Genomic DNA, 25712 nt, shown 5'->3' on the forward strand with positions numbered 1-25712 from the left:
ACCAATTCAATACAATAAATTGGTATCAACAAACTTGGCACACTATTGAGTTCTCAAACAACAGACACACCCGGCACCACCACAACCACTCGGTCGAGGATCGCTCCGGAGCAACTTTTCAAACTTACCCGAGTCCGGAACACTTTGCAAATCGGCGTTTCCGCGACCCACAAACCATCCGACCCGCCCCACCCGAACCCGGAGCGCACAAAACGCCGACCAGATCCGGTCTTGAAATTTAGGGGATTGGCCGCCTCCGGTTCCCAGCTTTCCGCTGGTCTCCCTCTCGGCGACTTAGAAAACAATACACCCACCCACGCCCCACCGCAACTCCACCCCACACACCCGCCCCACCACCCCAAAACCCCGCCACCACAGGCCACAACCACCCACAACACACCCCAACACCCACCCCCACACCCCAACCCCGAACTATGCCGTGCATCACCACAAACACCAACCCACCGCCGGCGACGCAGCACCGCGGCCGAACATCCGACCATCCACCCCGCCCCGGGCACCGCGCCCAGGCATTAAACGCAAAAAGGGCCGGCAACCAAACGGTTGCCGGCCCTTTTTCAAGCCACTGGCTTCAGGACTACTGAATTACCAAGAAGACTTCGTGATACCCGGGAGCTCACCGCGGTGAGCCATGTCGCGGAAGCGAACACGGGAGATACCGAACTTCTGGAAGGTACCGCGGGGACGGCCATCGATGATGTCGCGGTTACGCAGACGTACCGGCGAGGCGTTGCGGGGCAGCTTCTGCAGGCCGAGGCGAGCAGCTTCGCGTACTTCGTCGGTTGAGTTGGGATCAACCAGAGCCTTCTTCAGTTCGAGGCGCTTTGCAGCGTAACGCTCGACGATGACTTTACGCTGTTCGTTCTTAGCGATCATTGACTTCTTAGCCATGTGTTTAGCGCTCCTCTCGGAATTCGACGTGCTGGCGGATTTTGGGGTCGTACTTCTTCAGAACCAGGCGGTCCGGGTCGTTACGACGGTTCTTGCGCGTCACGTAGGTGTAACCCGTGCCCGCGGTCGACTTCAGCTTGATGATCGGACGTACGTCCTTATCCTTTGCCATTAGAGCTTCACTCCTCGTGCCAGGATGGCGGCGACGACTACGTCAATGCCGCGTACGTCGATGGTCTTGATGCCACGAGCAGAGACCTGCAGCGTGACGTTACGGCGCAGGGACGGAACCCAGTAGCGCTTCTTCTGGATGTTCGGGTCGAACCGGCGCTTGTTGCGACGGTGCGAGTGCGAAATGCTGTGTCCAAAGCCCGGCTCGGCTCCGGTCACCTGGCAGTGTGCTGCCATGACGACTCTCCTCAAAAATATATGAAACGGCTAACGGAGTTCCCGTTGACCGTGCGTTAGGCGGCGTCCGCATCCGGCTCCCACCCCCAATCACCGGTTCCGCGGGATTCAGGCAGACGGCACAAACCGTCTGGTTCCTCACTGCGGCGAAGATTGTAGGCCACGGGCACCTGGCGCTGACGGTCCTTTGGACAGCCATTGCGAAGTGCCGGGGTGCTGGGCGAATACAGGAATGCGCGCAACTTGAGCCCCTAACTACCGGCCTCCAAGACCGTCGATTTCTCAGACGATTCCTGCCAACCGGAGCAATTGCGCACGCTCCGCGCCACCTAGCGCCTACCAAGTCTACGAGTTCGGCGATTTAAAGACCAATCCGTCGCCGAATGGTGTATAGGGCCGCGGCCATCAGCCAGTCTGGGCGGAGGGACGGGCACCTCCGAGGTCATATGCCCGACGAAGCGTTTTCACAGCCAAATGATAGGCGGCGAGGCGATTCTGGGTCCATGAACACACAACTTCTGACGAGCCGTCCCGAGGTTCGCCGCGGCTCCCGTGGCGCTGTGAACCCCTTCAGTGGGCAGCACCGGCGGCGGTTGCTGAGAGCGGATGTGCTGACCGTCCTTTTCTGGGCGTCCCTGGCGGGCGCCGTCGCTTTGTGGCTGGCCGACGGCGGGATGGCCGGCTTCTCGACTCCGGCCGGTTCCTTCACCGCGCTGGGGATTGTGGCCGGCCTCGCTGGCATGGACCTGGTGCTTCTCATGCTGCTATTGGCGGCCCGCATCCCGCTTATCGACCACACAGTCGGCCACGACCGCGCCCTCGAGTTCCACCGCAAGCTGGGAAAACCTGCCTTGTACCTCCTGCTCGCGCACGGGATCCTGATTGCGATCGGCTACGGCATGGCCGAAGGGCTGGATCCTGTCAGCGAGGCAGTTGCGCTGTGGGTCCTGGTGCCGGACATGTGGCTGGCCTACATATCCTTGGTCCTGTTCATCGCCGTCGTCGTCACCTCGCTGGTGGCCGTCCGACGTCGGTTCCCATACGAGTTCTGGTACGCCGTCCACCTCCTGACGTACGCGGCGGTCCTGACCGCGCTCCCCCACCAGTTCAGTGTGGGCGGCCTCTTTGCCGAGGGCACCTGGCAGCGCTGGTACTGGCTGGCACTGTGCATCGCCACCGGCGCCGCCCTGCTCTACTACCGCGTGGCCCAGCCGCTGGTGGCAACGTTCAGGCACCAGCTGACCGTCAGGCGGGTGGTGCGGGTGGCCCCCGGGGTGGTGAGCATCGAGATGTCCGGCCTTGGCCTGGACCAGTTGGCAGGCAGCGGTGGCCGGTTCTTCATCTGGCGGTTCCTGGCTCCCGGACTGTGGTGGCACCCGCATCCGTTCAGCCTGTCCGCCGATCCCGTCAGTTTCGACGCCGCCGGCCAGGGCACGCTGAGGATCACGGTCCGCAACCTGGGCCGGGGTTCGGCCCAGCTAGCAGCGCTGAAGCCCGGCACCAAGGTGGCGCTGGAGGGTCCGTACGGGCTGTTCAGCACGGCCGCGAGGAGCCGCAGCCACGTGGTGATGGTCGGTGCCGGGATTGGCATCACCCCGATCCGCGCCCTGCTGGAGAGCACGCCGTTCCAGCCCGGGAACGCTACCGTCATTCTCCGCGGCCACAGCGAATCCGAGCTCTACCTGGGCGAGGAAATCCTCAGCCTCTGCCAGCAGCGCGGAGCCACACTCTTCCACCTGACCGGCTCCCGCCCGGCCGGCGTCCGGACCTGGCTGCCGGAGACCTCCGCGCGTGCCGGCCACCGGCTGGCCAGTTATGACCCGAACGTCGCCGATGCTGACGTGTACGTCTGCGGCCCCGCCGCCTGGGCGCAAAGCGTGCTTGAGGACGCCCGCGCCGCCAGCGTCCGGGAAGACCAACTCCACTACGAAAGGTTCGACTGGTGAGAACGCGCGCAGCAGTTTCAGCAGCCCTGGCCTCCGCCGGCATCCTCATTGCAGGCTGGCAGTCGGGCGTCCACATAGCCGATTCCAGCAGCGCCGTCGCAAGCGCGGCGACCGGGACCGCCGGCTCCACCGGCATGGGAACGGGCACGGGCACGGGCACGGACGACTCCACGGCTTCGTCCGGTTCGTCGGGCGCCGGCACCACGGGCGCCGCGGGGGCCTCGGCCAAGGCCGTCGGGACCTACGCCGGCTCGGTGGTCCAAACCCGGTTCGGCTCCGTCCAGGTCCAGATCACCGTGCAGGCTGGAAAGATCACCGATGTCACGGCGCTCCAGCTGACCGATGCTGAACGCAAGTCCGTACAAATCAGTAACCGGGCGGCACCGCTCCTGCGCGATGAGGTGCTCCAATCCCAATCCGCGGATGTGCAGACCATCAGCGGTGCCACGGTGACTTCCGACGCGTACTTGAACTCCCTTCAGGCGGCCCTCGATGCAGCCAACCTCTGAGCTGGCCGGTTCGGTTCTCAAGGCCCGGACGTTTGGCTCCATGGGCACCGTCATCAGCCTGACCGTTCCTGCCAGAGCCTTGGGAACAGCGGCCGTCCCGGGAACAGCGGGCGGCGGCGAGCGCGAGCTCGACGCCGCAGCCGCCGCCGTCGAACGGGTGTTTGCCCGCGCGGATGAGACTTTCAGCCTGTACCGTCCCGATTCCGAGGCCAGCCGGCTGGCGCGCGGGGAGCTTTCCCTCCGGGCCGCATCCGCCGGGATGCGGGACCGCTACGCGGACGCGCTCAGCTGGCGGCTCATGACGGAGGGCGCGTTCTCCCCGGAGCGGCCCGACGGCGTGCTGGACCTTTCCGGGATCATCAAGGGCTACGCGATCGGGCAGGCCGGTGCGGCGCTGCGGAGCCGGGGGATCACTGACTGGTGCCTGAATGCCGGCGGCGACGTGCTGGTGATGGGCTCGCCCGTGCCGGGCAGCGGAGCCGCGTGGGCGGCCGGGGTGGTTGACCCGCTGGACCGCTCGGCACTGCTTTCCGCCTACGGGCTGGGCGGGCCCGGCACCCGGTGGGCCCTTGCGACGTCGGGCTCGGCGGAGCGGGGTGACCACATCTGGACTGCGGGCTCCCGCGGCGTCGAGTTCGCCCAGGTCTCCGTGGCCGCGGCAGACATTGTCACGGCCGATGTGCTTGCGACGGCGATCGTTGCGGGCGGAACCGCGATGCTGCACCGGGCCACAGACGGCTGGGACATCGATGTGCTCGTCGTGCGCCGCACCGGGGAACTGCTCGCGACGCCGGGATTCCGCGCGTAGGTTGCCGTGCTAGAGGTGGGTCAGCTGGCCGTACTTCGGCTCCAGGCCGTCGCCGGACGACTTGCCGGTGACGCGCCGGACAACCCACGGGCCAGCGAATTCGCGGACCCATCGGGCATTCGCACGGAGGGCGTCCACTCGGCTCAGCTCAGGGACCGGGGTCATGGGCGGGACGTCTATCGAGTGCTCGTGAGCCAGGACCGTGAGGACGCGCTTGGCCATGTTCGCGTGGCCGGCGGCGGACATGTGCATCCGGTCGGTGGCCCACATGCCCCAGTCGTAGTACTCGCTGAAACGCCAGTAGTCGACCAGCAGGGCACCGTGGTCTCCGGCGATGCCGCGAACCAGTTCGTTGTAGATGGCCGTGCGGCCGCGCATGGTGCCGAAAATCTTGGAGCCCCGCGCGTCGAAGCCGGTGAACATCACCACAGTGGCGCCGGTGGCCGTGAGCTTGCGGATCCCGGCGTCGTATTCGGCCAGCAAGTCATCGATGTCGACCTTGGGCCGGAGGATGTCGTTGGCGCCGGCGTAGATGCTGACCACAGTGGGTTTGAGTGCGACGGCGGCATCCACCTGTTCGGCCATGATCTGGCGGAGTTTCCTGCCGCGGATGGCAAGGTTCGCGTACCCGAAGCCCGGGTCGGCCGCGCCGAGCCCCTCTGCCACCCGGTCCGCCCAGCCCCGGACGCCGTTGGGCCGGGTGGGGTCGTCGTCGCCGACGCCTTCCGTAAAGGAGTCTCCAAGGGCTACATAGCGGGACGTGAAATCCATGGGTCAAGTCTGCCAGCAGTTGCCGCGAGCAACAAAGACAGGATGCCCGACGGCGGCGCATTCAGCTTTGGTGCTTAGGTGTCCCGCAGGATCCAGTGGTCATCATCGAGGCGGGCCACGATTTTTTCGCCGATCCGGGCCAGGTCCGCGACGTCCTGCGGGCTCAAGGCGTCGAGGAACAGTGACCGGACCGCCTCCACGTGGCCAGGGGCAAGCTTCACGATCGTCTCCATGCCAACATCGGTCAGGTGCGCCGTGGTGACGCGGGCATCGCCGGGGTGCGGCCGCCGCTCAAGCCAGCCGCGGTTCTGCAGCTTGGTGACCACGTGGGAGAGCCGGGACAGGGAAGCGCTCGTGCGCGCCGCGAGCTCACTCATGGGCAGGAAACGACCCTCGGTCTCCGAAAGCATCGCCAGCACGTTGTAGTCGAACAGGGAAAGCTTGCCCGCGGCATGGAGCTGGGTGTCCAGGGCGGCCGGCAGCATGGTGTTGATGCTGAGCTGGGCAAGCCAGGCCCGGCGTTCGTCGGCGTTGAGCCAGCGGGGTTCGGTCATGGCTACATTCTAGGAGACTGGAAGCTTGACGATTCAACTTCAGGCCGGGGAATTCCAGAAAAGTTCCCGCCTGCCCGCAGCCGGGTACCGGTAGGCTGGCCGGATGTACGTAGTCTCCCTGACATACAAGGTCCCCGACGACATCGTGGAGTTCCATCTCTCGGCGCACGTCACGTGGCTGCAGGCGGCCTTCGACGAGGGCGTCTTCATGGTCGCGGGGCGCAAAATCCCCCGCACCGGTGGCCTGTTGCTCTCCAACGCGGACCGGGCCAGCCTTGACGCCGCCCTAGCCGAGGACCCGTTCTACGTCAATGGTGTGGCTGATTTCGAGGTCATGGAGTTCCATGCCAACAGGGTGGCTCCGGGCTACGAAAACCTGCTGGACAGCTGAGTCCCTGGCGGCTACCCGGCGCCGGACTGGCCCCCGGCGCGTTGATTCTGCAGTAGCTTCTTCAGGCCGCCCTTGCGCGGGACCCTCACGGGTTCGGGCCAGCGCGGCCGGAGCTGATCGCCGAGGGTGACGCCGCGGAGTTTGCGTCCGAACAGGGGCAGCACCCAGTCGTGGACCCAGCGGCGCTGCCGGCGTTCCCACTCCCGCAGGCCCGGTTTCACCGGCGGCTCCCACTCCTTGGGCTTGATCTTGTGGGGCACGCCGAGGTGGTCCAGGACCTGTGAGGCAAGGTATTTGTGGCCTGCCTTGGACATATGCAGCCGGTCCGAATCCCACATCCGTGGGTCATGGAATGCGTCGAAGCGCCAGTAGTCCACCAGCACCGCGCCGTAGCGGCCGGCGATCTCGCGGACCCGCCGGTTGTAGAAGGCGTTGCGTTTCTTCAGCGGCTCCAGCAGCGCGGAGACCTTGACGTCGAAGCCGGTGAACAGCACCAGCGTCGCCCCCGTGCCGGCCAGCGCAGCCACCACGGACTCGTAGTCCTCCATGAGGGTGCCGATGTCCGTGCCAAAATCCAGGATGTCGTTGCCCCCCGCGTACAGGGTGACGAGCGTCGGCTCCATGGCCAAGGCAGGACCGAGCTGCTCACCGATGATGTGGCGCAGCCGCTTGCTGCGGATGGCCAGATTGGCGTATTCCCACCCCGGCTGCGCTTTGGCCAGCTTCTCCGCAACCCGGTCCGCCCAGCCCCGCACACCGTTCGGGAGCCGGGGAGCGTAGTCCCCCACACCCTCGGTGAAGGAATCCCCCAAGGCAACAAAGACCCGCCGCCCACCCCGATCCGGAAGCAAAGGAAATGAACCCACCCCAACACCCTAACCACCCCAAAAAACGGGCAGGGAAAGAGCAAGTTAACCCAAGGTGACCGACCCAGGACCCGCAGCCGCCACAGCAACCGTCGAGCCACGGGTCACACTCAGGGCGCACCGAAAGTGAGCCGGCCGAAGGGCCTCTGCCGGCGCCGACGCCGGCGCGTCACGTACGTGAAAGGGGGGCGCAGCCAAGGTGGCCTACCCCCAAGACCGCAATCGCCGCTTTGCATAGGAGCGCATCGCCGACCAGAGCGGAGCGAGGCCGCTCGCGGCCGAGGGAAGCGGAGGGAGGTGTCTAAGCGACGGCAAAGCAGCGCTTGCGGGCGAAGCCCGCACAGAAGCCCGCACAACGGAAGCGACGGCAAAGCAGCGGCTGCGGGCGAAGCCCGCACGAGGGCAGCGACGTAAGCTGACCAAGCACCGGGACCGACGGCAAGTCGGCGGTGCAGGAGAGGAAGGACCGAGCCGGAGACTACAGCTCGGCTTTCCCCTGCCGCCAGTACCCCATGAACGCAACCTGCTTCCGGTCGATCCCCACGTCCCGCACAAGATACCGGCGCATCTCCTTGACGGTGCCCGCTTCGCCGGCGATCCAGGCGTAGAACGGCAGGGCCCCGGCGGGCTTGTCCGGGTTTTTGCTGGCTCCGATCGCCGCGGTGTCCATCCGGGCCGGGGTTTCCCAGAGGATGTCCTGGTCCACGTTGACGTCATCGGGTTCGGGCCCGGCTCCGCCGGAGGCGGCCTTGATGCCCACCCAGCCCGGCTCGGGCACGGCGGTGCGAACCGCCTCCTGCAGCAGTTCGCCGTGCGGACGTGAGCGGCCGATCGAGGCGCCGCGTGCCAGCCAGGTGATTTCGACGTCGGCGTCCGACTCAAGCTCCAGGAAGTCGCCGGCCTCGGGGACTTCAAGGAACGCGTGCCCGCTCATGTAGGACGGGAGGCTTTCCAGGATGGCGCTGATGGCCGGAACAGCGGTCTCGTCGCCGGCAAGGAGTACCCGCTGGGCCATGCCGGGCCGCCATTCGATGCCGGAGTAGGTCTCCGCCGTGACACAGTGCGCGGCCCGGTTGTTGGGTCCGATGATGGTGAGGGCGTCCCCGGGCTTGGCGTTCAGGGCCCAGTTCGCGGCGGGTCCGCCGTTGCCGGCGGCATCGAAGTGCAGCACGAAGTCGACGTCGATCTCCGGGTAGACGGCGTCGAGGCGTTCCTGCCGCACGGTGTAGGTGCGCATGGAGCCGCGGGTCGCCGGATCCATGGCCAGCCATTCCTGGTACCAGCCGGATTGCTCCATCTGGAACACCGGCAGCGGCAACTGGGCGCCGTCATCGGCGAGGGACGGGATCATCAGTTTCACGCGCAGGTCAAGGGTTCCGCCGTGGACACCGAAGTCACGCAGGGAGTACCCGCCGAAGGTGATGCGGCGGAAATTGGGGCTGAGCTGCTGCACGGCGGCCACCGTCACGTCGAACGCCAGGGTCATCGGTTGGGTGGCCGGTTGGTCCCTGACCGCCGATGGCGCACGGCGTGCCCGCGCCTGGCTGATGTCTACTGCCGCGCTGTCCGTTGCACTGCTGTCTGTTGCGCTGCTGCTAACTGCCCTCATGGGACCAACTCCAGGGTTGCTGTTTCGGCTTTTGGGAAATGGGTGTGGTGCCGGCCAAGCGGAATGATCAGTGGCGTGCCGGAAATGGGATCGGGCAACACCCGCGAGTCCAGGCCGAAGACGTCACGGACCAGGTCCTCGGTGACGACGTCGGCGGCGGTGCCCTCGGCCACGATTTTGCCGCCCTTCATGGCAATCACGTGGTCCGCGTACCGGGCCGCCAGGTTCAGGTCGTGCAGGACGATAGCCACGGTGGTGCCGCGCTGCCGGTTCAGGTCGGTGATCAGGTCCAGGACCTCCACCTGGTGGGCCAGGTCCAGGTACGTGGTGGGCTCGTCGAGCAGGAGCACCTCGGTTTCCTGGGCAAGCGCCATCGCGATCCACACGCGCTGGCGCTGCCCGCCCGAGAGTTCGTCGACGTTCCGCTCGGCGAGCTCCAGCGTTTCGGTGGCTTCGAGCGCGCGCTGCACGGCGAGATCATCGGCCGTGCTCCAGCTGCGGAAGAAGCCCTGGTGCGGGTAGCGGCCGCGGCCCACAAGGTCGCGGACAAGGATGCCGTCGGGGGCAGTGGGATGCTGGGGGAGCAGGCCGAGGATGCGCGCGAGTTCCTTGGCTGGACGGGAATGGATGTCCTTGCCGTCCAGGGTCACGGTACCGCCGGCCGGCCTCAGCAGCCTGGAAAGGCCGCGGAGGAGCGTGGACTTGCCGCAGGCGTTGGCGCCCACGATCATTGTCACCTTGCCCTCGGGGAGCTCCGCCGTAAGGCCTTCCACCACCCGGCGCTGGTCGTACTGCAGCGTCAGGTCCTTGGCGTTGAGAACTGCCATCTCAGGCGTCCTTTCGGTTGGCTGTGACCAGGAGCCACAGCAGGAACGGTGCACCGAGCGCGCCGGTGACCACGCCGACGGGTAGGACGGTGCCGTCCAGCAGCAGGGGGGCGATGTTGGCGGCGAAGTAATCCGCGGCGAGGACAATCAGGGCGCCGACGAACGCGGCGGCCGGCAGGCTGGACGTGCCGGTGAAGCGGCGCGCGATGGGGCCGGCCAGGAAGGCCACGAACGCCACAGGCCCGGCGGCTGCCGTGGCGACGGCGGCCAGGGCGACAGCAGCGGCCACGACGCCCAGCCGGGTGATGCCTACCCGGATGCCGAGTCCGGCGGCGGCGTCGTCTCCCAGTTCCAGGATCCGGAGCGGTCCGGCGAGGACGGCGACGGCGGGCACGAGGACCAGCAGCGCCAGTGCCAGCACGCCGGCGCGGTCCCAGCTGGCGGAGTTCAGGGATCCGTTCAGCCAGATCAGGGCCTCGGCTGCGGTGCGGATGTCCGCTCGCGTCATGAGGAAGTTGACCACGGCGTTCAGTGCCGCGGCCATGCCGATGCCGGCCAGGATGAGCCGGCTTCCGGCTGCGTTGCCGCGGTTGCCGCCGCCTGATCCGAGGGAACCGCTCCGGGAGATTGTGTAGATCAAGACCGCTACGGCCATGGCCCCGCACAGCGCCGCACCGGAAACGGCCGCTCCGGAGGCCCCGAAAACGACGATGGCGGTGACCGCGGCCGCGCTTGCCCCGTAGCTGATGCCGATGACGTCGGGACTGGCCAGCGGGTTGCGCAGCATTGTCTGGAACAGGGTGCCCGAGAGCCCGAAGGCAATCCCGATCATGGTGCCGATGACTGCCCGAGGGAGCTTGCTCTCCATCACGATGAAGCTGGCGCCGGGGATCTTCTCGCCACCAGTGAGGTTGGCCGTGAGGATCCTGAAGAAGTCCGGGATGGTGACGGTGTAGCTGCCCAGCAGGATGCTGACGGCGAGGAGCACCACGACGGCGAAGGCCAGGAGGGCCGTCCGGCTCATGAACCGGGCATTGCCGGCCGGTTGGTGCTCTGCGGGGGCGTTGCCTCCCAGCTCATGCCGCACGTTGGCGAGGTCTGCCTGACTCACAGCCCTGCTCCTTTCCCGCGGCGGACCAGCCACACGAAGACGGGCGCACCCACCAGCGCCGTCATGATGCCCGCGGGGACTTCGCCGGGGAGCACGACGACACGGCCCACCACGTCCGAGAGCAGGAGCAGCACGGGCGCCAGGACCAGCGAGAACGGCAGGATCCAGCGGTAGTCCGGGCCGGTCAGGAAGCGGACGGCATGCGGAACCACCAGGCCGACGAATCCGATTGGCCCGGCCAGTGCCGTGGCGGAGCCGCAGAGCAGCACAATGCCCAGCGCGGTGACGCCGCGGGCCAGGCCGACGCGCTGGCCCAGGCCTCGGGCAATGTCGTCCCCGAGGGCCAGGCTGTTCAGGATCCGCCCGGTAAACAGAACGATCAGTGCCCCGGCAGCCAGGAACGGCAGCCCGGGCAGCACCACCGACCAGTCCCGGCCGGCGATCCCGCCGACCTGCCAGAACCGGAACCGGTCCAGGGTGTCCTGACTGGAGACCAGGACGACGTTCATCAGCGAATACAGCCCTGCGCTCAGGGCCGCGCCGGCGAGTGCCAGTTTGACCGGCGTCGCCCCGTCACGCCCCATGGACGCGATCAGATAGACGGCGAGGGCGGCTGCCGCGGAGCCGATGAACGCGAACCAGATGTAGCCGGTCAGGGACGGCACGCCGAAGACGTAGATCCCGGTGACGACGGCGAGGGCGGCGCCCGCGTTGATGCCGATGATGCCGGGGTCGGCGAGGGGGTTCCGGGCCACCCCCTGCATGGCCGCGCCCGCCAGCCCGAGTGCGCCGCCGGCGAGCAGGCCCAGCACGGTGCGCGGGATGCGGGCGTGGATGACGGCGTGGTTGCCGTCGGTGGGGTCGAACTGCGTCAGCGCCTGCCAGACGGTGCCGAGGGGAACCCCGCGGGCTCCGACGGTCAGGGACGCTGCACAGACCAGAACAAGTACGACGACGGCGGCCAGCAGCCAGGCGGCCTGCGTTGCGGGGGCTTTCTTCCCGGTGGGGGCCGGGGGTGCGCCGGGCGCGCTGGCGGCGGGCGCCGTCGTCGTACTGTTCGTCATGGGATGGTGTTACTTCGCTGCAGTGACTTTGTCCGCCGCGGTGGCCAGCTGCGGCAGGAACGTGTCCAGTGACCAGGGCAGGCTCAGCGGCGAGGAAGCGGAGATGGACAGCGTCAGCGTGTTGTTCGAGTCGGCAACCAGGGCGCCGCTCTTGATGGCGGGGATCTGGCCCAGCAGCGGGTCGGCCTTGATGGATCCGGTGGTGGCCGCATCCGGCACCCAGGTCACGAAGATGTCCGAGTTGAGTTCATTGGCCTTTTCGGCGGACCACGGGATGAAGAATTCCTTGGAGCCCTTGGAGTTGTCCTCCACAACGGATGCGAGCTTCATGCCGATTTCGCTGAGGAAGCGCGGACGGTTGTCGTTGGCCGTGTAGACGTTCACGCCGTCGCTCTTGTCCGGTTCCAGATTGCCGTAGATGAACGACTTTCCGGCGATCTGCGGGTACTTGGAGACCTTGTCCTTGATGGTGGCCTCGGTGTCAGAGACCAGCTTGGCGGCTTCGGCTTCCTTGCCGAGGGCCTTGCCGATGATGGTGGTGGAGTCCTGCCAGGAGGTGCCGTAGGCGATCTCCGGCTGGGCCACGACGGGTGCGATTTCGCTGAGCTTCTTGTAGTCCTCTGCCGTCAGGCCGGAGTAGGCGCCCAGGATGACGTCCGGGTTGAGCTTGGCGATCTCGGTGAAGTTGATGCCGTCGGCCTCGGAGAACTGGACGGGGGCCTTCGCCGAGCCGAAGCCCGCGCCGAGCTTCTCCAGCGCGGCGTCCTTCCACGGTGTGGAGCCCTTGTCATTACCGCCCCATTCGTTCTTGGGGACGCCCACGGGAACCACTCCGAGGGCGATGGCGACGTCGTCGTTGACCCAGGAAACGGTAACAACGCGCTTGGGCTGTTCCTTGATGGTGGTCTCGCCGAAGAGGTGCTTGATGGTAACCGGGAAAGCGATGCTGACCGGCTGGCTGGGGGCGTACGTCGCCGTCGAACTTGCCGGGCCGGTGGAGCAAGCGGTCAGGGTCAGCGCGACGGCGGCCAGAAGAGCTGCGGCCCGCCCTGCGGTCTTGCGGAGGCGGCGGCCGACTGGGCGGCCGGCGGAACGGGGGAAGACGGCGGAAGCCACGGAACTCCTTAGGTAAGTGATGCAAACCTAAGTAAGGCTAGCCTATCCTTTGGATAATTAAGAAAGGTTTGAGTAACGTAATTGTCTCAATCGGTGGTGCGGGACAACATCAAGCCGCCAAAAAAGCAACGCGGCGTCACTTACGGTCCATTAGGTGTGGTGGTCATTATGGACCGTAAGTGACCCCGCGTTGCTTGGGGAGGGGTGGGGTCAGCGCAGGACGATGTCCACAGGGTTTGCCTCGGACCGCCAGATGCCCTCGCTCCCCGCACGCGGGGCAATCACCGGGGCCGTCAGGACGCCGGAGCGGTTGGTGCGCTTGTCCCGCAGGATCTCCGTCACCGATCCCAGGTGCCGGGAGAGGTCGATCACGTTCTCCGGCGCGGCCAGCAGCAGCTGGAAACCGAACTCGTGCAGCGCCTTGATACCTGCCCCGGCAAATTCCTCAGAGGCGAGCACGAACGCCTCGTCCATCATCACAGTGCCATAGGTGGTGAAGCCCTGCTCGGCGATGCCCAGCTGGTAGCTCAGCGCCGCAGCCATGATGAACGCGGTGAAGCGCTGCCGCTCGCCGCCGGACATGGAGCCGGTGTCCGCGTGCATGTAGACCTCGGTCTTCTTCTGGCCCTTCCCCGCCCCCTTGGGACCGGCACCCTGGGCGCCGGCACTCTGCACCTCGCGGTGCTCCTTGCACTGGATGAACAGGTGGCCGCGGACGTCCAGTACCTCGGCGCGCCAGCGCCGGTCCTCCGGAGTCTGCGAACCCAGCCGCTTCACGAGCGTTTCGAGCGACTTGTAGCGGGTGGTGAGCTCGGCGTCGTCCTCCGCCCCGGACACCGCGGCGGACGCTGCAGTGACCGTCTTGCCCGGCCGGGTATGCCGGACCTTGAGCGCGTTCTGGATAGCGTCCTTGAACTGCTTCGCCGTCGCGGGCAGCGTCTGTTTGATGTCGAGTTCCAGGAAGCTGCCCTCGTGGAAGTTGACCTCGGACAGGATCCCGTTCAGCGGCAGGATGCGGCTCGTGATGGCGCGGCGCTCCTCGTCCAGCAGGTGCAGCAGGGTGGAAAAGGATTCGTGTGTCCGCTGGTTGAAGAACTGCCGGAACTCGGCCTCCTGGGCGGGCAGCCCGTCGCTGACAATCGCGTGGTAGCGGGATTCGAACTCCCCCGCAGCACCGATCGAGGTGCCGTGGTCCGCGGAAATCGCCGTGCCCCATTCGCGGACGAAGCCCTCGAAAATGCGGGTGAGGCGCTCCGAAGTGGCCTGCCCGCGGGACTCGGCCCTATGCAGTTCTGCAAGGAGCCGGGTGTGCACCTGGTTGGCCAGGTTGTCGAGCTCGTGCATCTCCAAGACGTCGCCGAAGCCGGTGAAGTACGGTTCCAGTGCGGCGATGCCGGCGTCCGACGGCGGCGCCTGCGCCAGCCGGTTGCGTGCGGCGTCGAGCAGCGAATCAGCCGCAGTCATGCGCGCATCGAGGGCCTTGTACTCGCTCTGCAGTACGGCCGCGGCCTCGGTGCTGGACTGGTGCTTGTGCCGCGTGGCTTCAATGCTGGCGCGCAGCGGTTCGAGGTCCGCCTGCGCGGCCAGGGCGTCCTTGAGGCGCTGCTCGATCCGGGCGAGCTCCTCCGCGGCCACTGCGGCCGAGACCTGCTCCCAGGGCCGGTGGTCGTCTGCCACGCGGCGCAGGGCATCGAGCTGCCGGGTCATGCCCTGGTGTGACTCTTCCCGGGTTTGTGCCAGTTCGGCAGCCTTGGCCAGCTCCTGTTGCAGGTCCTCAACCTGGGCCGCCACAAGTTCAAGCTTGGCGGCGTTGTCGAACCCGAGGACGTAGTCCTGCCGGGACGTGAAGCGGTCGTCCTTTTCCACCGTGTGGCGGTTGCGCTTGACCACGCCGCCAAGGCTCAGGCCCTTGTCCAGGCCGGCGAGCTGGTCCGGGTCTTCTACGCACGGGTAGGCGAAGTCGAGGGCAATCCGTTCGCGCAGCCAGGCGCTGGCCTGCCCCAGGGCCTCCGAGTGGGGGCCGGCGTCGGTGAGGAAACGGAGCTTGGTCAGCAGATCGCCGTCGGCCACGTCCTCGACAGCCAGCGCGCCGCCCGCCAGGGGCCGGGAGACGTCCACGGCGCGCAGCGCCCCGCGCACGGAGTGATCGTTGAGGTACCGGGTGACTGCCGCGAAGTGCTCGCCCGGGACCAGCAGCGTGGTGGCTAGGCTCCGCAGCGCGCGCTCGGCGGCCGGGCGCCACTGTTCCTGGCCCTCGGCGAGGTCGATCAGCTCGCCGCCGAAGGGCATCTGCTCCTCGGGCACCCCGGTGGCCGCCGCAATGGCGCTGCGGTTTTCAATGCTCGACGGCGGCAGCAGCGACTTGCGCGTCTTCAGCGAGACGAGCTCCTGCTGGGCCGCGGCGAGTTCGCGCTTCCGGGTGGCGTGGCCGTCAAAGGCCTCGAAGCGCAGTTCCTTGAGCGCCTCGGAATCGTCCTGGAGCTCGGCCGAGCGTGCCGCGGCGTGCTCGTGGGCCTGTTCCCAGCCGGCGGCCGACCACTGGAGTTCCAGCCCGGCGTCGGTCAGCGCCTTGCGGGTCGATTCCTCCACCTCCTGCCGGAGCTTGAGCCCCACCCGGGCGTTCTCCAGGGACTGCTCTATCGCGGAAATCGCGTTGCCGCCCTGGTTGTTGTACTCCCCCTCCAGCTGGCGCAGCTCCTTGGCGAAGCCGTCGCGGACAGCGCGTTCGGCGGCAAGGTCACTGGCCTTGGCCCGGGCGAGCTCCTTCACCCGGGCCAGGGTCTTCTCATGGACCGTGACAGCGAGTTGCTGCTTGTAAGCCTCGAATTCCTCGCCGGAAAGGTCCCGCAGCCGGTTCGCGTCCAGCAGCGCCTGCGCGTATTCCTTGTTCAGCCCGGGGACGGGAGCCAGCTGGTCGCGCTGCTGCCGGACGTCCTCGAGGCGCTGCCGGATGGACATGAGGTTGCTGAATTCCTCGACGACGTCGTCCGCCGCAGCCAGTGTGGCGGGGGCGTCGAGGACCTGGTCGCGGAAGAAGGTGTTGACGCTGCCGCCGAGTCCCTTGCCGGCCTGGATGACGCGCAACAGCGGGAGGGCCTGATCAGAGTTGATGCCGAGGAGGCGGCGGAAGCGTTCGGCGAAGGCCTTGTGGACGTCGAAGATCTGGGCGTCCGGGAAGATCGCGTCCAGCGCGGACTTGGTGAAGCGCTTCTCCGCGATGCCCTCGACCGCCGCGAGGTCCAGGGGCTTGTTGTCGATCACGTAGTACCGGCCGACGCTGGATTCGGTGCCGTTCTTGGGCAGGTCGAACAGCGCCGATACCGTCACCCGGGTGCCGGCGGCGTTGTCGAAGGTGAGCGCGACGGCGGACCAGGTGGCACCGGGGCGCTGGAACGCACTTGCGGAGCCCTCGCCCACCGCCTTGTCGCCCACCTTGCCGCGCATGTACGTGAACGTGGTGCGCTTGTCCTCTACGGCGCCGCCGGCCCGCTGCGCGGCGGCTTCGTTGGAGCGGGGACGGGCGTCGAAGACCCGAAGCATGGCATCGAACAGCGTGGACTTGCCGACGCCCGAATTGCCGGTCAGCAGGGTGCCGTTGCGGTCCACGTGCATGGTGTGGGCGCCGTGGAACGTGCCCCAGTTGACCACTTGGACGAGGGCCAGGCGCATCTGGCCGGGGTTCGTGAGCTCGCCCATCGGCAGCATGCTTGCGATGCTCACTTGGCTTCTCCGTCGTTAGTTGTGGTCGCCTTTGACTCCGCAGCCGATGCCGCCCCCGCCCCTTCGCCGCGCAGCTGATCTTCGATCAGCTCAGCGCGCGGCTCCGACAGGCCCGATGCCACTCCCTGGGCGGCATCGGCTGCTGCGTCGTTGTCATCGTCACCGTTGGCGCCGGCGGCATCGCCGTCGTCGTCTTCGTTGTTCAAGTCACCTCGGGCGTCCGCATCGGCTGCTGCGCGGCTCGAGCTGTCACCTTCGACGGCGGCGTCTGTGTCGTCGTCCGGGTCGTCCTCCGCGTTAGCCACGGTGTCCGCGTCGAGCTCCAGGAGTGGCTCGGTGCCTGACTGGTCGGTGCTGGCCGCGATGAGGGCTTCGATTTGGGCCGGGATGTCGCCGATGTTTTCGAACGGGAGGGCCAGGGGGAGGGCGTTGGAGATGGTGTAGACCTCGTCCAGGCCCGTGGTGAGGAGGAGTTGGCGGGCCAGGAGCTTGGTAATGGCGCGATTGACGACGTCGGCATCGCGCAGGGCATCCTGCTGGCCGGTGGGCTGGTAGTGGGCGACGAGTTCGGCGATTTCCTCGCGCGTGATCGTGGGATCCGTCTGGGCGGTGACGTGGCGGTCCAGGAGCAGGCGCAGGCGGAGAAGGACGATTGTTTCGACCCGGCTCAGGGCACGCTGCTGCCGCAGGATGCTGGAACGGGTGCTGCCGCCGATCGCCTCGGGGTCCACGGGGCGCAGGACGGCCACCTTGCGTTCGTGGTCCAGCTGCAGCGTGAGGAAAAGCTCGGAGAGGCGGCTGCGGAGGATCAGCTGGTTGTCCAGGAGCGTGGTCCACAGTTTTTCGTCGCGGCCGCCGTCGATGTATGGGCCCTTGAGCAGCTTCACGAGCGCCTGCCGGACTTTCATCGGGAGCACGCCGGTGTCGCCCGGGAAGAGGGCGGCGCCGTCGACGAACGTGTCCCGGGGGGTGACGGTAAAGGGGTCGCTCCGGACGTGGCCGCCGTCGTTGTCCGCGGGCGCGAGCGGCAGGTCCGCTGTCGCAGTCTCTGTCGCGGTCTCTGTCGCTGTCTCTGTCGCAGTCTCTGTCGCAGTCTCTGTCGCGGTCTCTTCAGTCATGGTCAATCCTTCGCGAGCGTGACGACGGGCAGGTAGGCGGTGCGGGTGGTGCCGTCGATTTGTTCGAATTCGAGGGGGCCCCAGGCACCGCGGTCGAAGCCGGCGCCGTCGTGGAGGGTCTGCGACAGCAGGGCCCGGATGGAGTTGATGTGGCGTTCCCCGGCCGGCAACTGCGCCCAGGCCTCGGTCAGGGTTGCGGCCCCTGCGAGCGCGGCGCGGATGGCTTCCGGCTTGGCCTTGGCGGTCCGGGGCGAGCGCGCCCGGTCCGAGTCGGAGAACGCGATGGGGTCAGCCAGCTTGGGCGGAGCGGCGAATTCGTCCGGATCGAAGAGCTTGACCATGGCCAGGGACTCGAAGCCGGCACTGAACAACACAGGGCCGCGGACCAGGCCGGGCCGTTCGCGCTCGTAGGGAAGGGAGCGGATCGCCTGCTCGGCCTCCCGCAGGACCTTGCGGAGCCGGACCGACTGCCGGAAGTCGTCACTTTGGACATAGGTGTTGAGGCTCTCGCTGAGCTTGCCGTAAATCCTCTGGATCTGGCTGTGCTGGCTGCGGAGTTCGGCCACGAGGTTCTTGAGGGTCTCGCGTTCGTCGTGACTGAGCTCGTCCGCGAACTGCCGGCTCAGCACTTCGCCGATCGCCGACCGGAACCTCAGCTGCTGTTGCGGGTCCTCCAGGAACGCGGTGAAGGACCGGAACGTCCGGCCTTCGGGGCTCTGCCGCAGCCGTTTGTCGGCCTCGAGCACCTGGGCCATGGTGGCGCCCTTGCTGAGGGATTCCTCGATGATCTGGTTGCGCAGCTCCCCCACGAGCTCTTCAATCCGATCACGCATCTTCTTGTAGTCCGCGGGCAGGCTGGCGGCGAGATCGAGGATGTTGCCGGCGGCCTCCACGGCCTCGTCGTCGTCGAGCAGTCCGTCGAAGTCCCCGGAGCTGATGTCCTCCATCAGCTGGCGGCGCTCGTCGATCTCCTCTTCGAGGGATTCAATCCGTGCACTCTGGTCCGGGTTGGTCTCGTTGGCGAGCTTCTCCACGTCGCCGAGCAGTGTGCCGAGCCTGGAGCCGTTCAGCGTGGACCGCTCGCTGGACAGGCTGTCCAGGAAAGCCAGGACGCGGGCAGCAGGCTCGGTGACTTCGTAGACGATCTGGCCAGACTGGTTCCGACGCGTCAGGAAGTTCTTGCGCGTCCATTCGTCCGCATATTTTTTTCCCGAGAGCGCGCCGCTGGCCGAGCCGCTCTGCTGCTCTCCCGTGCCGGGGGCCTGCCGGCGGAGCTGCTCGAGGAAGGCGTCGACGTCGGCGTGGAACTGTTCCAGCGGCAGCTGGGCGCGGGTGCGGGTGAAGGAGGCCTGGAGCACGGCGATCACCCACGGCGCCGAGCGCGTCAGCGCCCAGGCAGGTCCTTTGGTGAGGAGCTCGAGGTCCCGGAGCCGGGCGCTGATGGCGTCGGCTGATGACACGGCGGAGCGGGACACGCACTCTCCTTCGGCTGCCAGGGGATGGTTTGGGGTGGTGCTGCGGGGCAGCGGAATCGCAAAACTGCCAGCTACAAGGTTAACGCAGGCCCCCGGCCGCATTCATCGTTGTGCGCTCCCCTATGTCGGAGCACACTGGAATGACCAGCTGAAGGGAGACGATCATGCGGAAGAGAACGATGTGGATCACGGGGGCGGCCTCCGCAGCAGTGGTGCTGGGGGGAGCTTCGATTGCGGCCGGGGCAACCCAGCAGGCCCGGGATCTTCCCTCCCTGAGTCCGGACGACCTGACAGCCAGCATCGGAAAACTTGCCCTCGGTGACGATTCCGACGGACCGGCGCTCACCGACGCCGACCGCGCCAGGGCCACCAGCGCCGCGCTGGCGAAAGTTGGCCAGGGCAACGTCACCGAAGTGGAGCGCGACGACGACTCCGGCGCGGCCTATGAGGTCGAGGTCCGCCTCAACGACGGGACCCAGGTCGACGTTGCCCTCGGAGCGGACTTCCAGGTGGTGAGCCAGAGCGCCCCTGAACACGACGAGGACTGACACAGGGCAGCATTCCTGGCATTGACGTCCGGTGCGACACCGGTAGTGGTGAGGGTGCCGCAACCGTGCCGTGACCTACGCCCCGGTAGCATTTCGATCCCGTATCAAGAGGCCGCGATCGTCCACGGGGGCCTAGTTCAGCACGTCCCCTGCACCCTACGCTCAGGCTACTGGTTCAACCGAAGCGATGGTGCAGGGGGAAGAATGCAGTTCGACCTAAGCGCAGTGGAAACGGGCACGATGGTGGTGATTGGAACCCTCGTGTTCGCCCTGGTGATCGGCGCCTTCATGATGGTGTCCGCCTTCGCGGCCATGGTTCTGGTCGGCGTGGGCCGGCTCGCCTGGTACCTCGTGGCCGGCGCGGTGGTTGGCCTGGTTCACGGCATCAACCACGGTTGGGACCGGCTGGTCCACCACGCCTCAACCGTGGAGTTGCCCGCCGATTTCCAGGTCGACTTCGGCGCGGACTTCCGGCCCGACCATCCGGGTCAGGCTTCCCCTAGCACAGGCACTTACCCGCGAGTAGTATTGCGGGACAGCTGAAGGGTCCTCCACCCGCGGCGGATCCAGGGCTCGAGCCGGCCACCCGGTTAGAGGAGATGCCCAGTGAGCTCCGCCATTGAAGACCCCGCCACCGCACCCGACTCCCCAACACCCGACTCTCTGACACCAGGCCCCGCGACGCCGGGCGCGCCGGCGCCGGAGACCGCCGGGGCGCCGGACCACATCGGCCCCGACGCGACGGCCGCCGACGCCCGGGCCATCGCCGAGGCCGCCCGCGAGACCAGCTGGAAACAGCCCAGCTTCGCCAAGGGCCTCTACCTCGGCAGCTTCGACTTGAGCCTGATCCACCCGTGGCCCGAAGCCCCCGCCGACGACGTCGAACGCGGCGAGGCCTTCATGGCCCGGCTGACCGACTATTGCCGGACGATGTCCGGGCGCGCCATCGAACGGGACGACCGGATCCCGGACGACTATCTCAAGGGGCTCGCCGAGCTCGGCGCCTTCGGCATGAAGATTCCCCGCGAATACGGCGGGCTGGGCTTGACCCTCGTGTACTATGGCCGCGCACTGGCCCTGCTTGGATCGGTGCACCCAAGCCTCGGCGCCCTGCTGTCCGCGCACCAGTCGATCGGCGTCCCGGAGCCGGTTAAAGAATTCGGCACTGCTGCCCAGAAACGGGAATACCTGCCCCGCTGCGCCGCCGGAGCCATCACCGCCTTCCTGCTTACCGAGCCCGACGTCGGCAGCGACCCCGCCCGGATGGGCAGCACGGCCGTCCTCTCCGACGACGGCGAGTCGTACGTCCTGGACGGCGTCAAGCTATGGACCACGAACGGCGTCATCGCCGAACTCGTCGTGGTGATGGCCCTTGTGCCGCCGCACACCGATGCGGACGGGACCGCCCACAAAGGCGGCATCAGCGCATTCGTGGTGGAAATGGACTCCCCCGGCATTACCGTAGAAAACCGCAACACCTTCATGGGGCTCCGCGGGATCGAAAACGGCGTCACCCGCTTCCATCAGGTCAGGGTCCCCGCCGCCAACCGGCTGGGCCGGGAGGGTCAGGGCCTGAAGATCGCCCTCACCACACTCAACACAGGCCGGCTCTCGATCCCCGCGCTGTGCGTCGCCACGGGCAGGTGGAGCCTGAAGATCGCCCGCGAATGGTCCAACGCCCGCACCCAGTGGGGCCGGCCGATCGGCCAGCATGAGGCCGTGGGCAAGAAAATCGCCTTCATCGCGGCCAGTGCCTTCGCCTTGGACGCAGTGTTTGAACTCTCCGCGGAAATGGCCGACGCCGGGCAGAAGGACATCCGGATCGAGGCTGCCCTGGCCAAGCTGTGGTCCACGGAGATCAGCTGCCTCATCGCTGACGAACTCGTGCAAATCCGCGGCGGCCGGGGGTTTGAAACGGCGGACTCGCTCGAGGCCCGGGGCGAGCGCGCCGTCGCCGCGGAACAGCAGCTCCGCGACATGAGGATCAACCGGATCTTCGAGGGGTCCTCGGAAATCATGAAATTGCTGATTGCCCGCGAAGCCGTGGACGCGCACCTGGCGGCCGCGGGGGACCTCGCCTCGGAGGACGCCCGCCTGTCGGACAAGGCGAAGGCCGCCGTCGGCGCCTCCGGCTTCTACGCGAAGTGGCTGCCCAAACTCGTGGCGGGCGCGGGCATGGATCCGCGGTCCTACAGCGACTTCGGCCGGCTCGCCAAACAGCTGCGCTACGTGGAGCGCTCCTCCCGGCGCCTGGCGCGGCAGACCTTCTACGGAATGGGCCGCTGGCAGGCGAAGCTTGAGCACAAGCAGGCGTTCCTGGGCCGGATCGTAGACATCGGTGCGGAGCTATTTGCCATGGCGGCCTGCTGTTCCCGGGCCGAGATGCTACTGCGGACGCAGCCGGAACGCGGCGCCTCCGCATACGAACTCGCCGAGGCATACTGCGAACAGGCCCGTGTTCGCGTCGACGAATATTTCGACCGGCTGTGGCGGAACACCGACGACGCCGACCACGCCCTGGCCCGCAAGACGCTTTCCGGCGACTACGCCTGGCTGGAGGCCGGGGTCCTGGACCAGTCAGAAGGGACCGGTCCGTGGATCGCGGACGCCAGCCGGCGCGCCTCGGTCCGGGAAGACTTGCACCGCAAGTATCGCTGAAAGGACCGCTGCCGCTGATAGTAAGTACCCTTGCTAACCGGATTCGGCCGTGGTTAGGTGGATGCCAGACTGTCACCCCTCCGGTGCCCGGTCATTCAGCGAAAGTGAGCAGCCCTCATGAGCAGCACTCCAGGCCCCGACGACAAGACGACACGCCTCACCACGCAGGAAGACCGCACGACCGGGCCGGTTACGGCAGTCCGCCACGACGACCCCGCCCGTGATGCACCCCGCCACGACACTGCTGTGGACACCAGCGTGGAAGAGATCCCCACGCGCCAAACGGTCGTGGCCCGCGAAAAGGAACAGTTCGGCGGCATCCAAGTCGGCTCCGCATTCTTCGGCTGGCTGGCGGCCACGGGTACGGCCGTGCTGCTCACCGCACTGGTTGCGGCCGGCGGCACCGCCGTCGGACTGGCCACCAACACCGATGTCAACGATGCCGTAGACCAGGCCTCAAACAACCAGACGGTCGGGCTGGCCGGCATCATCGTGCTGCTGGTGATCCTTCTGATCTCTTACTACTGCGGCGGCTATGTGGCCGGGCGGATGGCCCGCTTCAACGGCGCCAGGCAGGGCTTGATGGTCTGGATCTGGGCCCTGATCGCGGCGATCGTGGTAGCCGTGCTGGGTCTGGTTGCCGGGCAGCGCTTCAACATCCTGGCAAACCTGAACAGTTTCCCGCGCATCCCGATCAACGAGGGCCAGTTGAACACCCTGAGCATCATCGCGGCGATTGTCGTGGCCCTGGTGGCTTTGGTGGGTGCGGTGCTGGGCGGCCTCGCGGGCATGCATTTCCACCGCAAGGTGGATCGGGCCGGCTTCAGCCCGGCAGCGGTGGAGGAGCCCCCTGTTGGGGACTCCTCAGCCGGGGACTCCTCACCCTCACGCCGCTAGCCCGGGGTACGGCCAGCTCGGAGACGTCAGCCGGACACGACGCCGGACACGTAATACCAGCGCCGGTCCACCCGGACAAAGCGGCTAGTTTCGCGCTGCACACCGCGTTCGCCCTCGTGCCGGTAGTGCGCGGCGAATTCCACCACGCCTTCACTGTCCAGCGGGCCGCCCCGGCTGGTGGAAAGAATGTCCAGGCGACGCCACTGCATGCCGGCATCGAACTCCAGTTCCGCGGGCCGCGTGTCCGGGTGCCAGGTCCGGAGCAAGTAGTCCGCGTCCCGGACCACGAAGGCGCTGTACCGGGAGCGCATGAGCTGCTCCGCCGTCGGCGCCTCGGCATCTCCGCGATGGAACCGGCCGCAGCAGTGGACATACGCCTCGCCGGACAGGCACGGGCAGTTCCCCTCATATGGTGAGGCCGGACTGCTCAGGGACCTGTCCGCGCCGGACGCGCCGGCGGGCTCGGAATCGGCTGCTGCGGCGTGCGTCACAAGGTGTCCTTCCGGCGGGCCGGACGGACACCGGCGGGGCTGTCTTTGACTATAGACGCCGAGGCGGAGGGGCCGTGCCCCGCTCGCGGATAACGGCTTCGACACATCTTCGCCGCGACCGCCCGGGGCGGCACGCGGCCGAGGAAAAGTACGTATTGTTAAGGGGGCTCCTGCCCGCCACGTGCTTGCGGCAGGGACCACGCTGCAGCAGGCCGGCCAGGAGAGGTGACATGGAAGATCCAACAACCATTGCGCTGAACCTGACGTTTTTCGGGACCCTCGGCGTGGCGTTCGTCATGTTCCTCGGCCTCTTTATGGTCTTCGCCGCCACGCTCGTGCTCGCAGGGATCGGCCGGCTGGCGGCAGTCATTGTCCTGGCCGCCGCCGGGCTCCTCCGCGAAGGCCCCGCCATGCGGGAAGATCGGGCCCGGGAAGATCGGACCCGAAACGAGCCGGCCAAGGCCGCACAGCCCGCGCGCCCGGCCGCGACGAAGAAGCCTCGCCCCCCTGCCCGGAATGCAGGCAAGAAGGAGCCGGCGTTGTCGCCGGAGTGGGCGGCCGCCGTGGCCCGGGCAGATGCCCGCGCTGCCGCAAGGGCCAGGGCCGAAGCCGGCCGGGCCGTCCGTGTCACCGTCCGGGACCTGCCCAACCCCATGGCACCGGCACGGGACATCAAGGAAGTCTCAGCCCTCGTGCAGTCGGCCACGGACACCAACGGAACACTTGGCGCCGTCCCGCGGGCGTTCCAAAAGCCGCCCATGCCCGCGGCAAACTGCCTGCTGGATACCGGCTCCCTCGTGTCGCTGCGCGGCAGCCAGCCGGCCGGGAAGGCCAAACAGCCGGCCCAGGAGCGCAAGGCCGGCTGAGCCCTTACCCCGGGCAGGCAAGTCCGCTACGTTGGAACCCATGGAATTCAGATACCTCGGGAACAGCGGCTTCAAGATTTCAGAAATCACGTTTGGCAACTGGCTGACCCATGGCTCCCAGGTGGAGAACGACGTCGCCACCCAGTGCGTCCGGGCCGCGCTCGACGCCGGTATCAGCACCTTCGACACGGCGGACGTCTACGCCAACACCGCGGCTGAGACGGTCCTCGGCTCAGCCTTGAAGGACGAGCGCCGGGAGTCGCTGGAAATCTTCACCAAGGTCTTCGGCCCCACCGGGCCGAAGGGCCACAACGATCTTGGCCTGTCCCGCAAGCACATCATGGAATCCATCAACGGCTCCCTCAGGCGGCTGCAGACCGACTACGTGGACCTCTACCAGGCCCACCGCTACGACTACGAGACGCCGCTGGAAGAGGCCATGCAGGCCTTCGCGGACATCGTGCGGCAGGGCAAGGCCTTGTACATCGGGGTCAGCGAGTGGACGGCCAACCAGATACGCGATGGCCATGCCCTCGCCAACGAACTGGGCTTCCAGCTAATCTCCAACCAGCCGCAGTACTCCATGCTGTGGCGGGTGATCGAGGCCGAGGTGATTCCGGCGTCGAAAGAGCTGGGCCTGTCCCAGATCGTCTGGTCCCCGATCGCGCAGGGCGTACTGAGCGGCAAATACCACCCCGGCAAGCCGGCCCCCGAGGGCAGCCGCGCCACGGATTCCAAGGGCGGTTCGCGGATGATCGAGCGCTGGATGTCCAACGAGGTCCTCACCGGCGTCCAGCAGCTCAAGCCGATTGCGGAGGAGGCCGGGCTGACCATGGCGCAGCTCAGCATCGCCTGGGTGCTGCAGAACAAGAACGTGGCCTCGGCGATCATGGGCGCGTCCCGGCCGGAGCAGATCGAGAAAAACGTGGCGGCCGCGGGCGTGAAGCTGGACGCCGTGATCATGGATAAGATCGACGCCGTCATCGGCCCGCTGGCCGAACGCGACCCCGCGCAGACCAAATCACCCGCCTCGCGCGAGGCCTAGGC

At 67.2% G+C, this 25712-nt stretch carries 24 protein-coding genes and 1 pseudogene; 10 read left to right on the forward strand and 15 right to left on the reverse strand.

Going from position 1 to position 25712, the window contains the following annotated elements; genetic code table 11:
* Nucleotides 1-606: 606 nt before the first annotated feature.
* From rpsN to rpmB, 3 genes are read right to left on the reverse strand one after another with little or no spacing between them, the layout of a single operon-like run.
* Nucleotides 607-912 carry a 30S ribosomal protein S14 gene (gene rpsN / locus M2428_RS20640; RefSeq protein ID WP_026266887.1) on the reverse strand — a complete coding sequence of 102 codons (306 nt, stop codon included), beginning with the start codon at nucleotides 910-912 and terminating at the stop codon, nucleotides 607-609.
* A gap of 4 nt (nucleotides 913-916) precedes the next feature.
* On the reverse strand, nucleotides 917-1084 hold the full coding sequence (rpmG, locus tag M2428_RS20645) for a 50S ribosomal protein L33 (protein WP_003798558.1): 168 nt from the start codon (nucleotides 1082-1084) through the stop codon (nucleotides 917-919).
* Nucleotides 1084-1320 carry a 50S ribosomal protein L28 gene (gene rpmB, locus M2428_RS20650; protein ID WP_011693744.1) on the reverse strand — a complete coding sequence of 79 codons (237 nt, stop codon included), beginning with the start codon at nucleotides 1318-1320 and terminating at the stop codon, nucleotides 1084-1086. Before rpmB ends, rpmG begins: the two co-directional genes overlap by 1 nt.
* 503 nt (nucleotides 1321-1823) lie before the next feature.
* Here rpmB and M2428_RS20655 point away from each other — a divergent pair.
* The 3 genes from M2428_RS20655 to M2428_RS20665 are packed head-to-tail and all read left to right on the forward strand — an operon-like array spanning nucleotide 1824 to nucleotide 4583.
* Nucleotides 1824-3266, forward strand: a complete 1443-nt coding sequence (locus M2428_RS20655) for a ferredoxin reductase family protein (RefSeq protein ID WP_277527842.1) — start codon at nucleotides 1824-1826, stop codon at nucleotides 3264-3266.
* Nucleotides 3263-3775 carry an FMN-binding protein gene (locus M2428_RS20660; RefSeq protein ID WP_277527843.1) on the forward strand — a complete coding sequence of 171 codons (513 nt, stop codon included), beginning with the start codon at nucleotides 3263-3265 and terminating at the stop codon, nucleotides 3773-3775. The genes M2428_RS20655 and M2428_RS20660 overlap by 4 nt, the downstream gene beginning before the upstream one ends.
* Nucleotides 3759-4583, forward strand: coding sequence for an FAD:protein FMN transferase (locus M2428_RS20665; RefSeq protein WP_277527844.1), 825 nt, complete (start codon nucleotides 3759-3761; stop codon nucleotides 4581-4583). The genes M2428_RS20660 and M2428_RS20665 overlap by 17 nt, the downstream gene beginning before the upstream one ends.
* A gap of 9 nt (nucleotides 4584-4592) precedes the next feature.
* Here M2428_RS20665 and M2428_RS20670 read toward each other — a convergent pair whose 3' ends face one another.
* Together M2428_RS20670 and M2428_RS20675 are read right to left on the reverse strand one after the other, a co-directional pair.
* A complete protein-coding gene (locus M2428_RS20670; RefSeq protein WP_277527845.1) occupies nucleotides 4593-5354 on the reverse strand; it encodes an SGNH/GDSL hydrolase family protein in 762 nt (253 codons plus the stop codon).
* A gap of 74 nt (nucleotides 5355-5428) precedes the next feature.
* Nucleotides 5429-5908 (reverse strand): MarR family transcriptional regulator, encoded by a 480-nt coding sequence (locus M2428_RS20675; protein WP_277527846.1) that lies wholly within the window; start codon nucleotides 5906-5908, stop codon nucleotides 5429-5431.
* A 103-nt stretch (nucleotides 5909-6011) separates the two neighbouring features.
* On the opposite strand from M2428_RS20675, the gene M2428_RS20680 reads away from it, so the two are divergent.
* Complete coding sequence (locus tag M2428_RS20680; protein ID WP_277527847.1) at nucleotides 6012-6299, forward strand: YciI family protein; 288 nt, start codon at nucleotides 6012-6014, stop codon at nucleotides 6297-6299.
* A gap of 11 nt (nucleotides 6300-6310) precedes the next feature.
* Here the strand turns inward: M2428_RS20680 and M2428_RS20685 are convergent, their stop codons facing one another.
* The 9 genes and pseudogenes from M2428_RS20685 to M2428_RS20725 all read right to left on the reverse strand — a co-directional run bounded on the left by M2428_RS20685 (nucleotide 6311) and on the right by M2428_RS20725 (nucleotide 19205).
* Complete coding sequence (locus tag M2428_RS20685; RefSeq protein WP_277527848.1) at nucleotides 6311-7165, reverse strand: SGNH/GDSL hydrolase family protein; 855 nt, start codon at nucleotides 7163-7165, stop codon at nucleotides 6311-6313.
* A gap of 478 nt (nucleotides 7166-7643) precedes the next feature.
* Nucleotides 7644-8651 (reverse strand): siderophore-interacting protein, encoded by a 1008-nt coding sequence (locus M2428_RS20690; protein ID WP_277527880.1) that lies wholly within the window; start codon nucleotides 8649-8651, stop codon nucleotides 7644-7646.
* 119 nt (nucleotides 8652-8770) lie between these two features.
* A complete protein-coding gene (locus M2428_RS20695; protein WP_277527849.1) occupies nucleotides 8771-9601 on the reverse strand; it encodes an ABC transporter ATP-binding protein in 831 nt (276 codons plus the stop codon).
* A 1-nt stretch (nucleotide 9602) separates the two neighbouring features.
* Nucleotides 9603-10625, reverse strand: coding sequence for an iron chelate uptake ABC transporter family permease subunit (locus M2428_RS20700; protein WP_277527881.1), 1023 nt, complete (start codon nucleotides 10623-10625; stop codon nucleotides 9603-9605).
* Nucleotides 10626-10708: 83 nt separating this feature from the next.
* Entirely contained in the window at nucleotides 10709-11776 is a 1068-nt protein-coding gene (locus M2428_RS20705; protein ID WP_277527850.1) for an iron ABC transporter permease, read from the reverse strand.
* 9 nt (nucleotides 11777-11785) lie between these two features.
* Nucleotides 11786-12892 carry an iron-siderophore ABC transporter substrate-binding protein gene (locus M2428_RS20710; RefSeq protein WP_277527851.1) on the reverse strand — a complete coding sequence of 369 codons (1107 nt, stop codon included), beginning with the start codon at nucleotides 12890-12892 and terminating at the stop codon, nucleotides 11786-11788.
* A gap of 210 nt (nucleotides 12893-13102) precedes the next feature.
* Nucleotides 13103-16612, reverse strand: a complete 3510-nt coding sequence (locus M2428_RS20715) for an ATP-binding protein (protein WP_277527852.1) — start codon at nucleotides 16610-16612, stop codon at nucleotides 13103-13105.
* A 308-nt stretch (nucleotides 16613-16920) separates the two neighbouring features.
* Nucleotides 16921-17730 (reverse strand): annotated as a pseudogene (locus M2428_RS20720) (DUF4194 domain-containing protein); the annotation flags it as partial.
* A gap of 2 nt (nucleotides 17731-17732) precedes the next feature.
* Nucleotides 17733-19205 carry a DUF3375 family protein gene (locus M2428_RS20725; RefSeq protein WP_277527853.1) on the reverse strand — a complete coding sequence of 491 codons (1473 nt, stop codon included), beginning with the start codon at nucleotides 19203-19205 and terminating at the stop codon, nucleotides 17733-17735.
* A gap of 164 nt (nucleotides 19206-19369) precedes the next feature.
* On the opposite strand from M2428_RS20725, the gene M2428_RS20730 reads away from it, so the two are divergent.
* The 4 genes from M2428_RS20730 to M2428_RS20745 all read left to right on the forward strand — a co-directional run bounded on the left by M2428_RS20730 (nucleotide 19370) and on the right by M2428_RS20745 (nucleotide 23308).
* Nucleotides 19370-19753, forward strand: coding sequence for a hypothetical protein (locus M2428_RS20730; protein ID WP_277527854.1), 384 nt, complete (start codon nucleotides 19370-19372; stop codon nucleotides 19751-19753).
* Between the two features lie 204 nt (nucleotides 19754-19957).
* Nucleotides 19958-20296, forward strand: a complete 339-nt coding sequence (locus M2428_RS20735) for a hypothetical protein (RefSeq protein ID WP_277527855.1) — start codon at nucleotides 19958-19960, stop codon at nucleotides 20294-20296.
* Nucleotides 20297-20479: 183 nt separating this feature from the next.
* A complete protein-coding gene (locus M2428_RS20740) occupies nucleotides 20480-22411 on the forward strand; it encodes an acyl-CoA dehydrogenase family protein (RefSeq protein WP_277527882.1) in 1932 nt (643 codons plus the stop codon).
* A 117-nt stretch (nucleotides 22412-22528) separates the two neighbouring features.
* The gene (locus tag M2428_RS20745) at nucleotides 22529-23308 is read left to right on the forward strand and encodes a hypothetical protein (RefSeq protein ID WP_277527856.1); all 780 of its coding nucleotides are present in this window, start codon (nucleotides 22529-22531) and stop codon (nucleotides 23306-23308) included.
* A gap of 26 nt (nucleotides 23309-23334) precedes the next feature.
* Here the strand turns inward: M2428_RS20745 and M2428_RS20750 are convergent, their stop codons facing one another.
* Nucleotides 23335-23739 (reverse strand): YchJ family protein, encoded by a 405-nt coding sequence (locus M2428_RS20750; RefSeq protein ID WP_277527883.1) that lies wholly within the window; start codon nucleotides 23737-23739, stop codon nucleotides 23335-23337.
* Between the two features lie 290 nt (nucleotides 23740-24029).
* Here M2428_RS20750 and M2428_RS20755 point away from each other — a divergent pair, with 290 nt between their 5' ends.
* Nucleotides 24030-24665, forward strand: a complete 636-nt coding sequence (locus M2428_RS20755; RefSeq protein WP_277527857.1) for a hypothetical protein — start codon at nucleotides 24030-24032, stop codon at nucleotides 24663-24665.
* 40 nt (nucleotides 24666-24705) lie between these two features.
* Entirely contained in the window at nucleotides 24706-25710 is a 1005-nt protein-coding gene (locus M2428_RS20760) for an aldo/keto reductase family protein (protein WP_277527858.1), read from the forward strand.
* Nucleotides 25711-25712: the final 2 nt, after the last annotated feature.

It is taken from the genome of Arthrobacter sp. ES3-54, assembly GCF_029504395.1.
In the GTDB taxonomy this organism is placed as follows: Bacteria; Actinomycetota; Actinomycetes; order Actinomycetales; family Micrococcaceae; genus Arthrobacter.

Bases quoted from the DNA above. Each gene is read 5' to 3' on its own strand.
- M2428_RS20760 (WP_277527858.1), top strand. From the start codon at position 24,706: ATGGAATTCAGATACCTCGGGAACAGCGGCTTCAAGATTTCAGAAATC.
- M2428_RS20675 (WP_277527846.1), bottom strand. From the start codon at position 5,908: ATGACCGAACCCCGCTGGCTCAACGCCGACGAACGCCGGGCCTGGCTT.
- M2428_RS20695 (WP_277527849.1), bottom strand. From the start codon at position 9,601: ATGGCAGTTCTCAACGCCAAGGACCTGACGCTGCAGTACGACCAGCGC.
- M2428_RS20690 (WP_277527880.1), bottom strand. From the start codon at position 8,651: ATGACCCTGGCGTTCGACGTGACGGTGGCCGCCGTGCAGCAGCTCAGC.
- M2428_RS20745 (WP_277527856.1), top strand. From the start codon at position 22,529: ATGAGCAGCACTCCAGGCCCCGACGACAAGACGACACGCCTCACCACG.
- M2428_RS20735 (WP_277527855.1), top strand. From the start codon at position 19,958: ATGCAGTTCGACCTAAGCGCAGTGGAAACGGGCACGATGGTGGTGATT.
- M2428_RS20700 (WP_277527881.1), bottom strand. From the start codon at position 10,625: ATGAGCCGGACGGCCCTCCTGGCCTTCGCCGTCGTGGTGCTCCTCGCC.
- M2428_RS20755 (WP_277527857.1), top strand. From the start codon at position 24,030: ATGGAAGATCCAACAACCATTGCGCTGAACCTGACGTTTTTCGGGACC.
- M2428_RS20730 (WP_277527854.1), top strand. From the start codon at position 19,370: ATGCGGAAGAGAACGATGTGGATCACGGGGGCGGCCTCCGCAGCAGTG.
- M2428_RS20670 (WP_277527845.1), bottom strand. From the start codon at position 5,354: ATGGATTTCACGTCCCGCTATGTAGCCCTTGGAGACTCCTTTACGGAA.
- M2428_RS20665 (WP_277527844.1), top strand. From the start codon at position 3,759: ATGCAGCCAACCTCTGAGCTGGCCGGTTCGGTTCTCAAGGCCCGGACG.
- M2428_RS20655 (WP_277527842.1), top strand. From the start codon at position 1,824: ATGAACACACAACTTCTGACGAGCCGTCCCGAGGTTCGCCGCGGCTCC.
- rpsN (WP_026266887.1), bottom strand. From the start codon at position 912: ATGGCTAAGAAGTCAATGATCGCTAAGAACGAACAGCGTAAAGTCATC.
- rpmG (WP_003798558.1), bottom strand. From the start codon at position 1,084: ATGGCAAAGGATAAGGACGTACGTCCGATCATCAAGCTGAAGTCGACC.
- M2428_RS20705 (WP_277527850.1), bottom strand. From the start codon at position 11,776: ATGACGAACAGTACGACGACGGCGCCCGCCGCCAGCGCGCCCGGCGCA.
- M2428_RS20680 (WP_277527847.1), top strand. From the start codon at position 6,012: ATGTACGTAGTCTCCCTGACATACAAGGTCCCCGACGACATCGTGGAG.
- rpmB (WP_011693744.1), bottom strand. From the start codon at position 1,320: ATGGCAGCACACTGCCAGGTGACCGGAGCCGAGCCGGGCTTTGGACAC.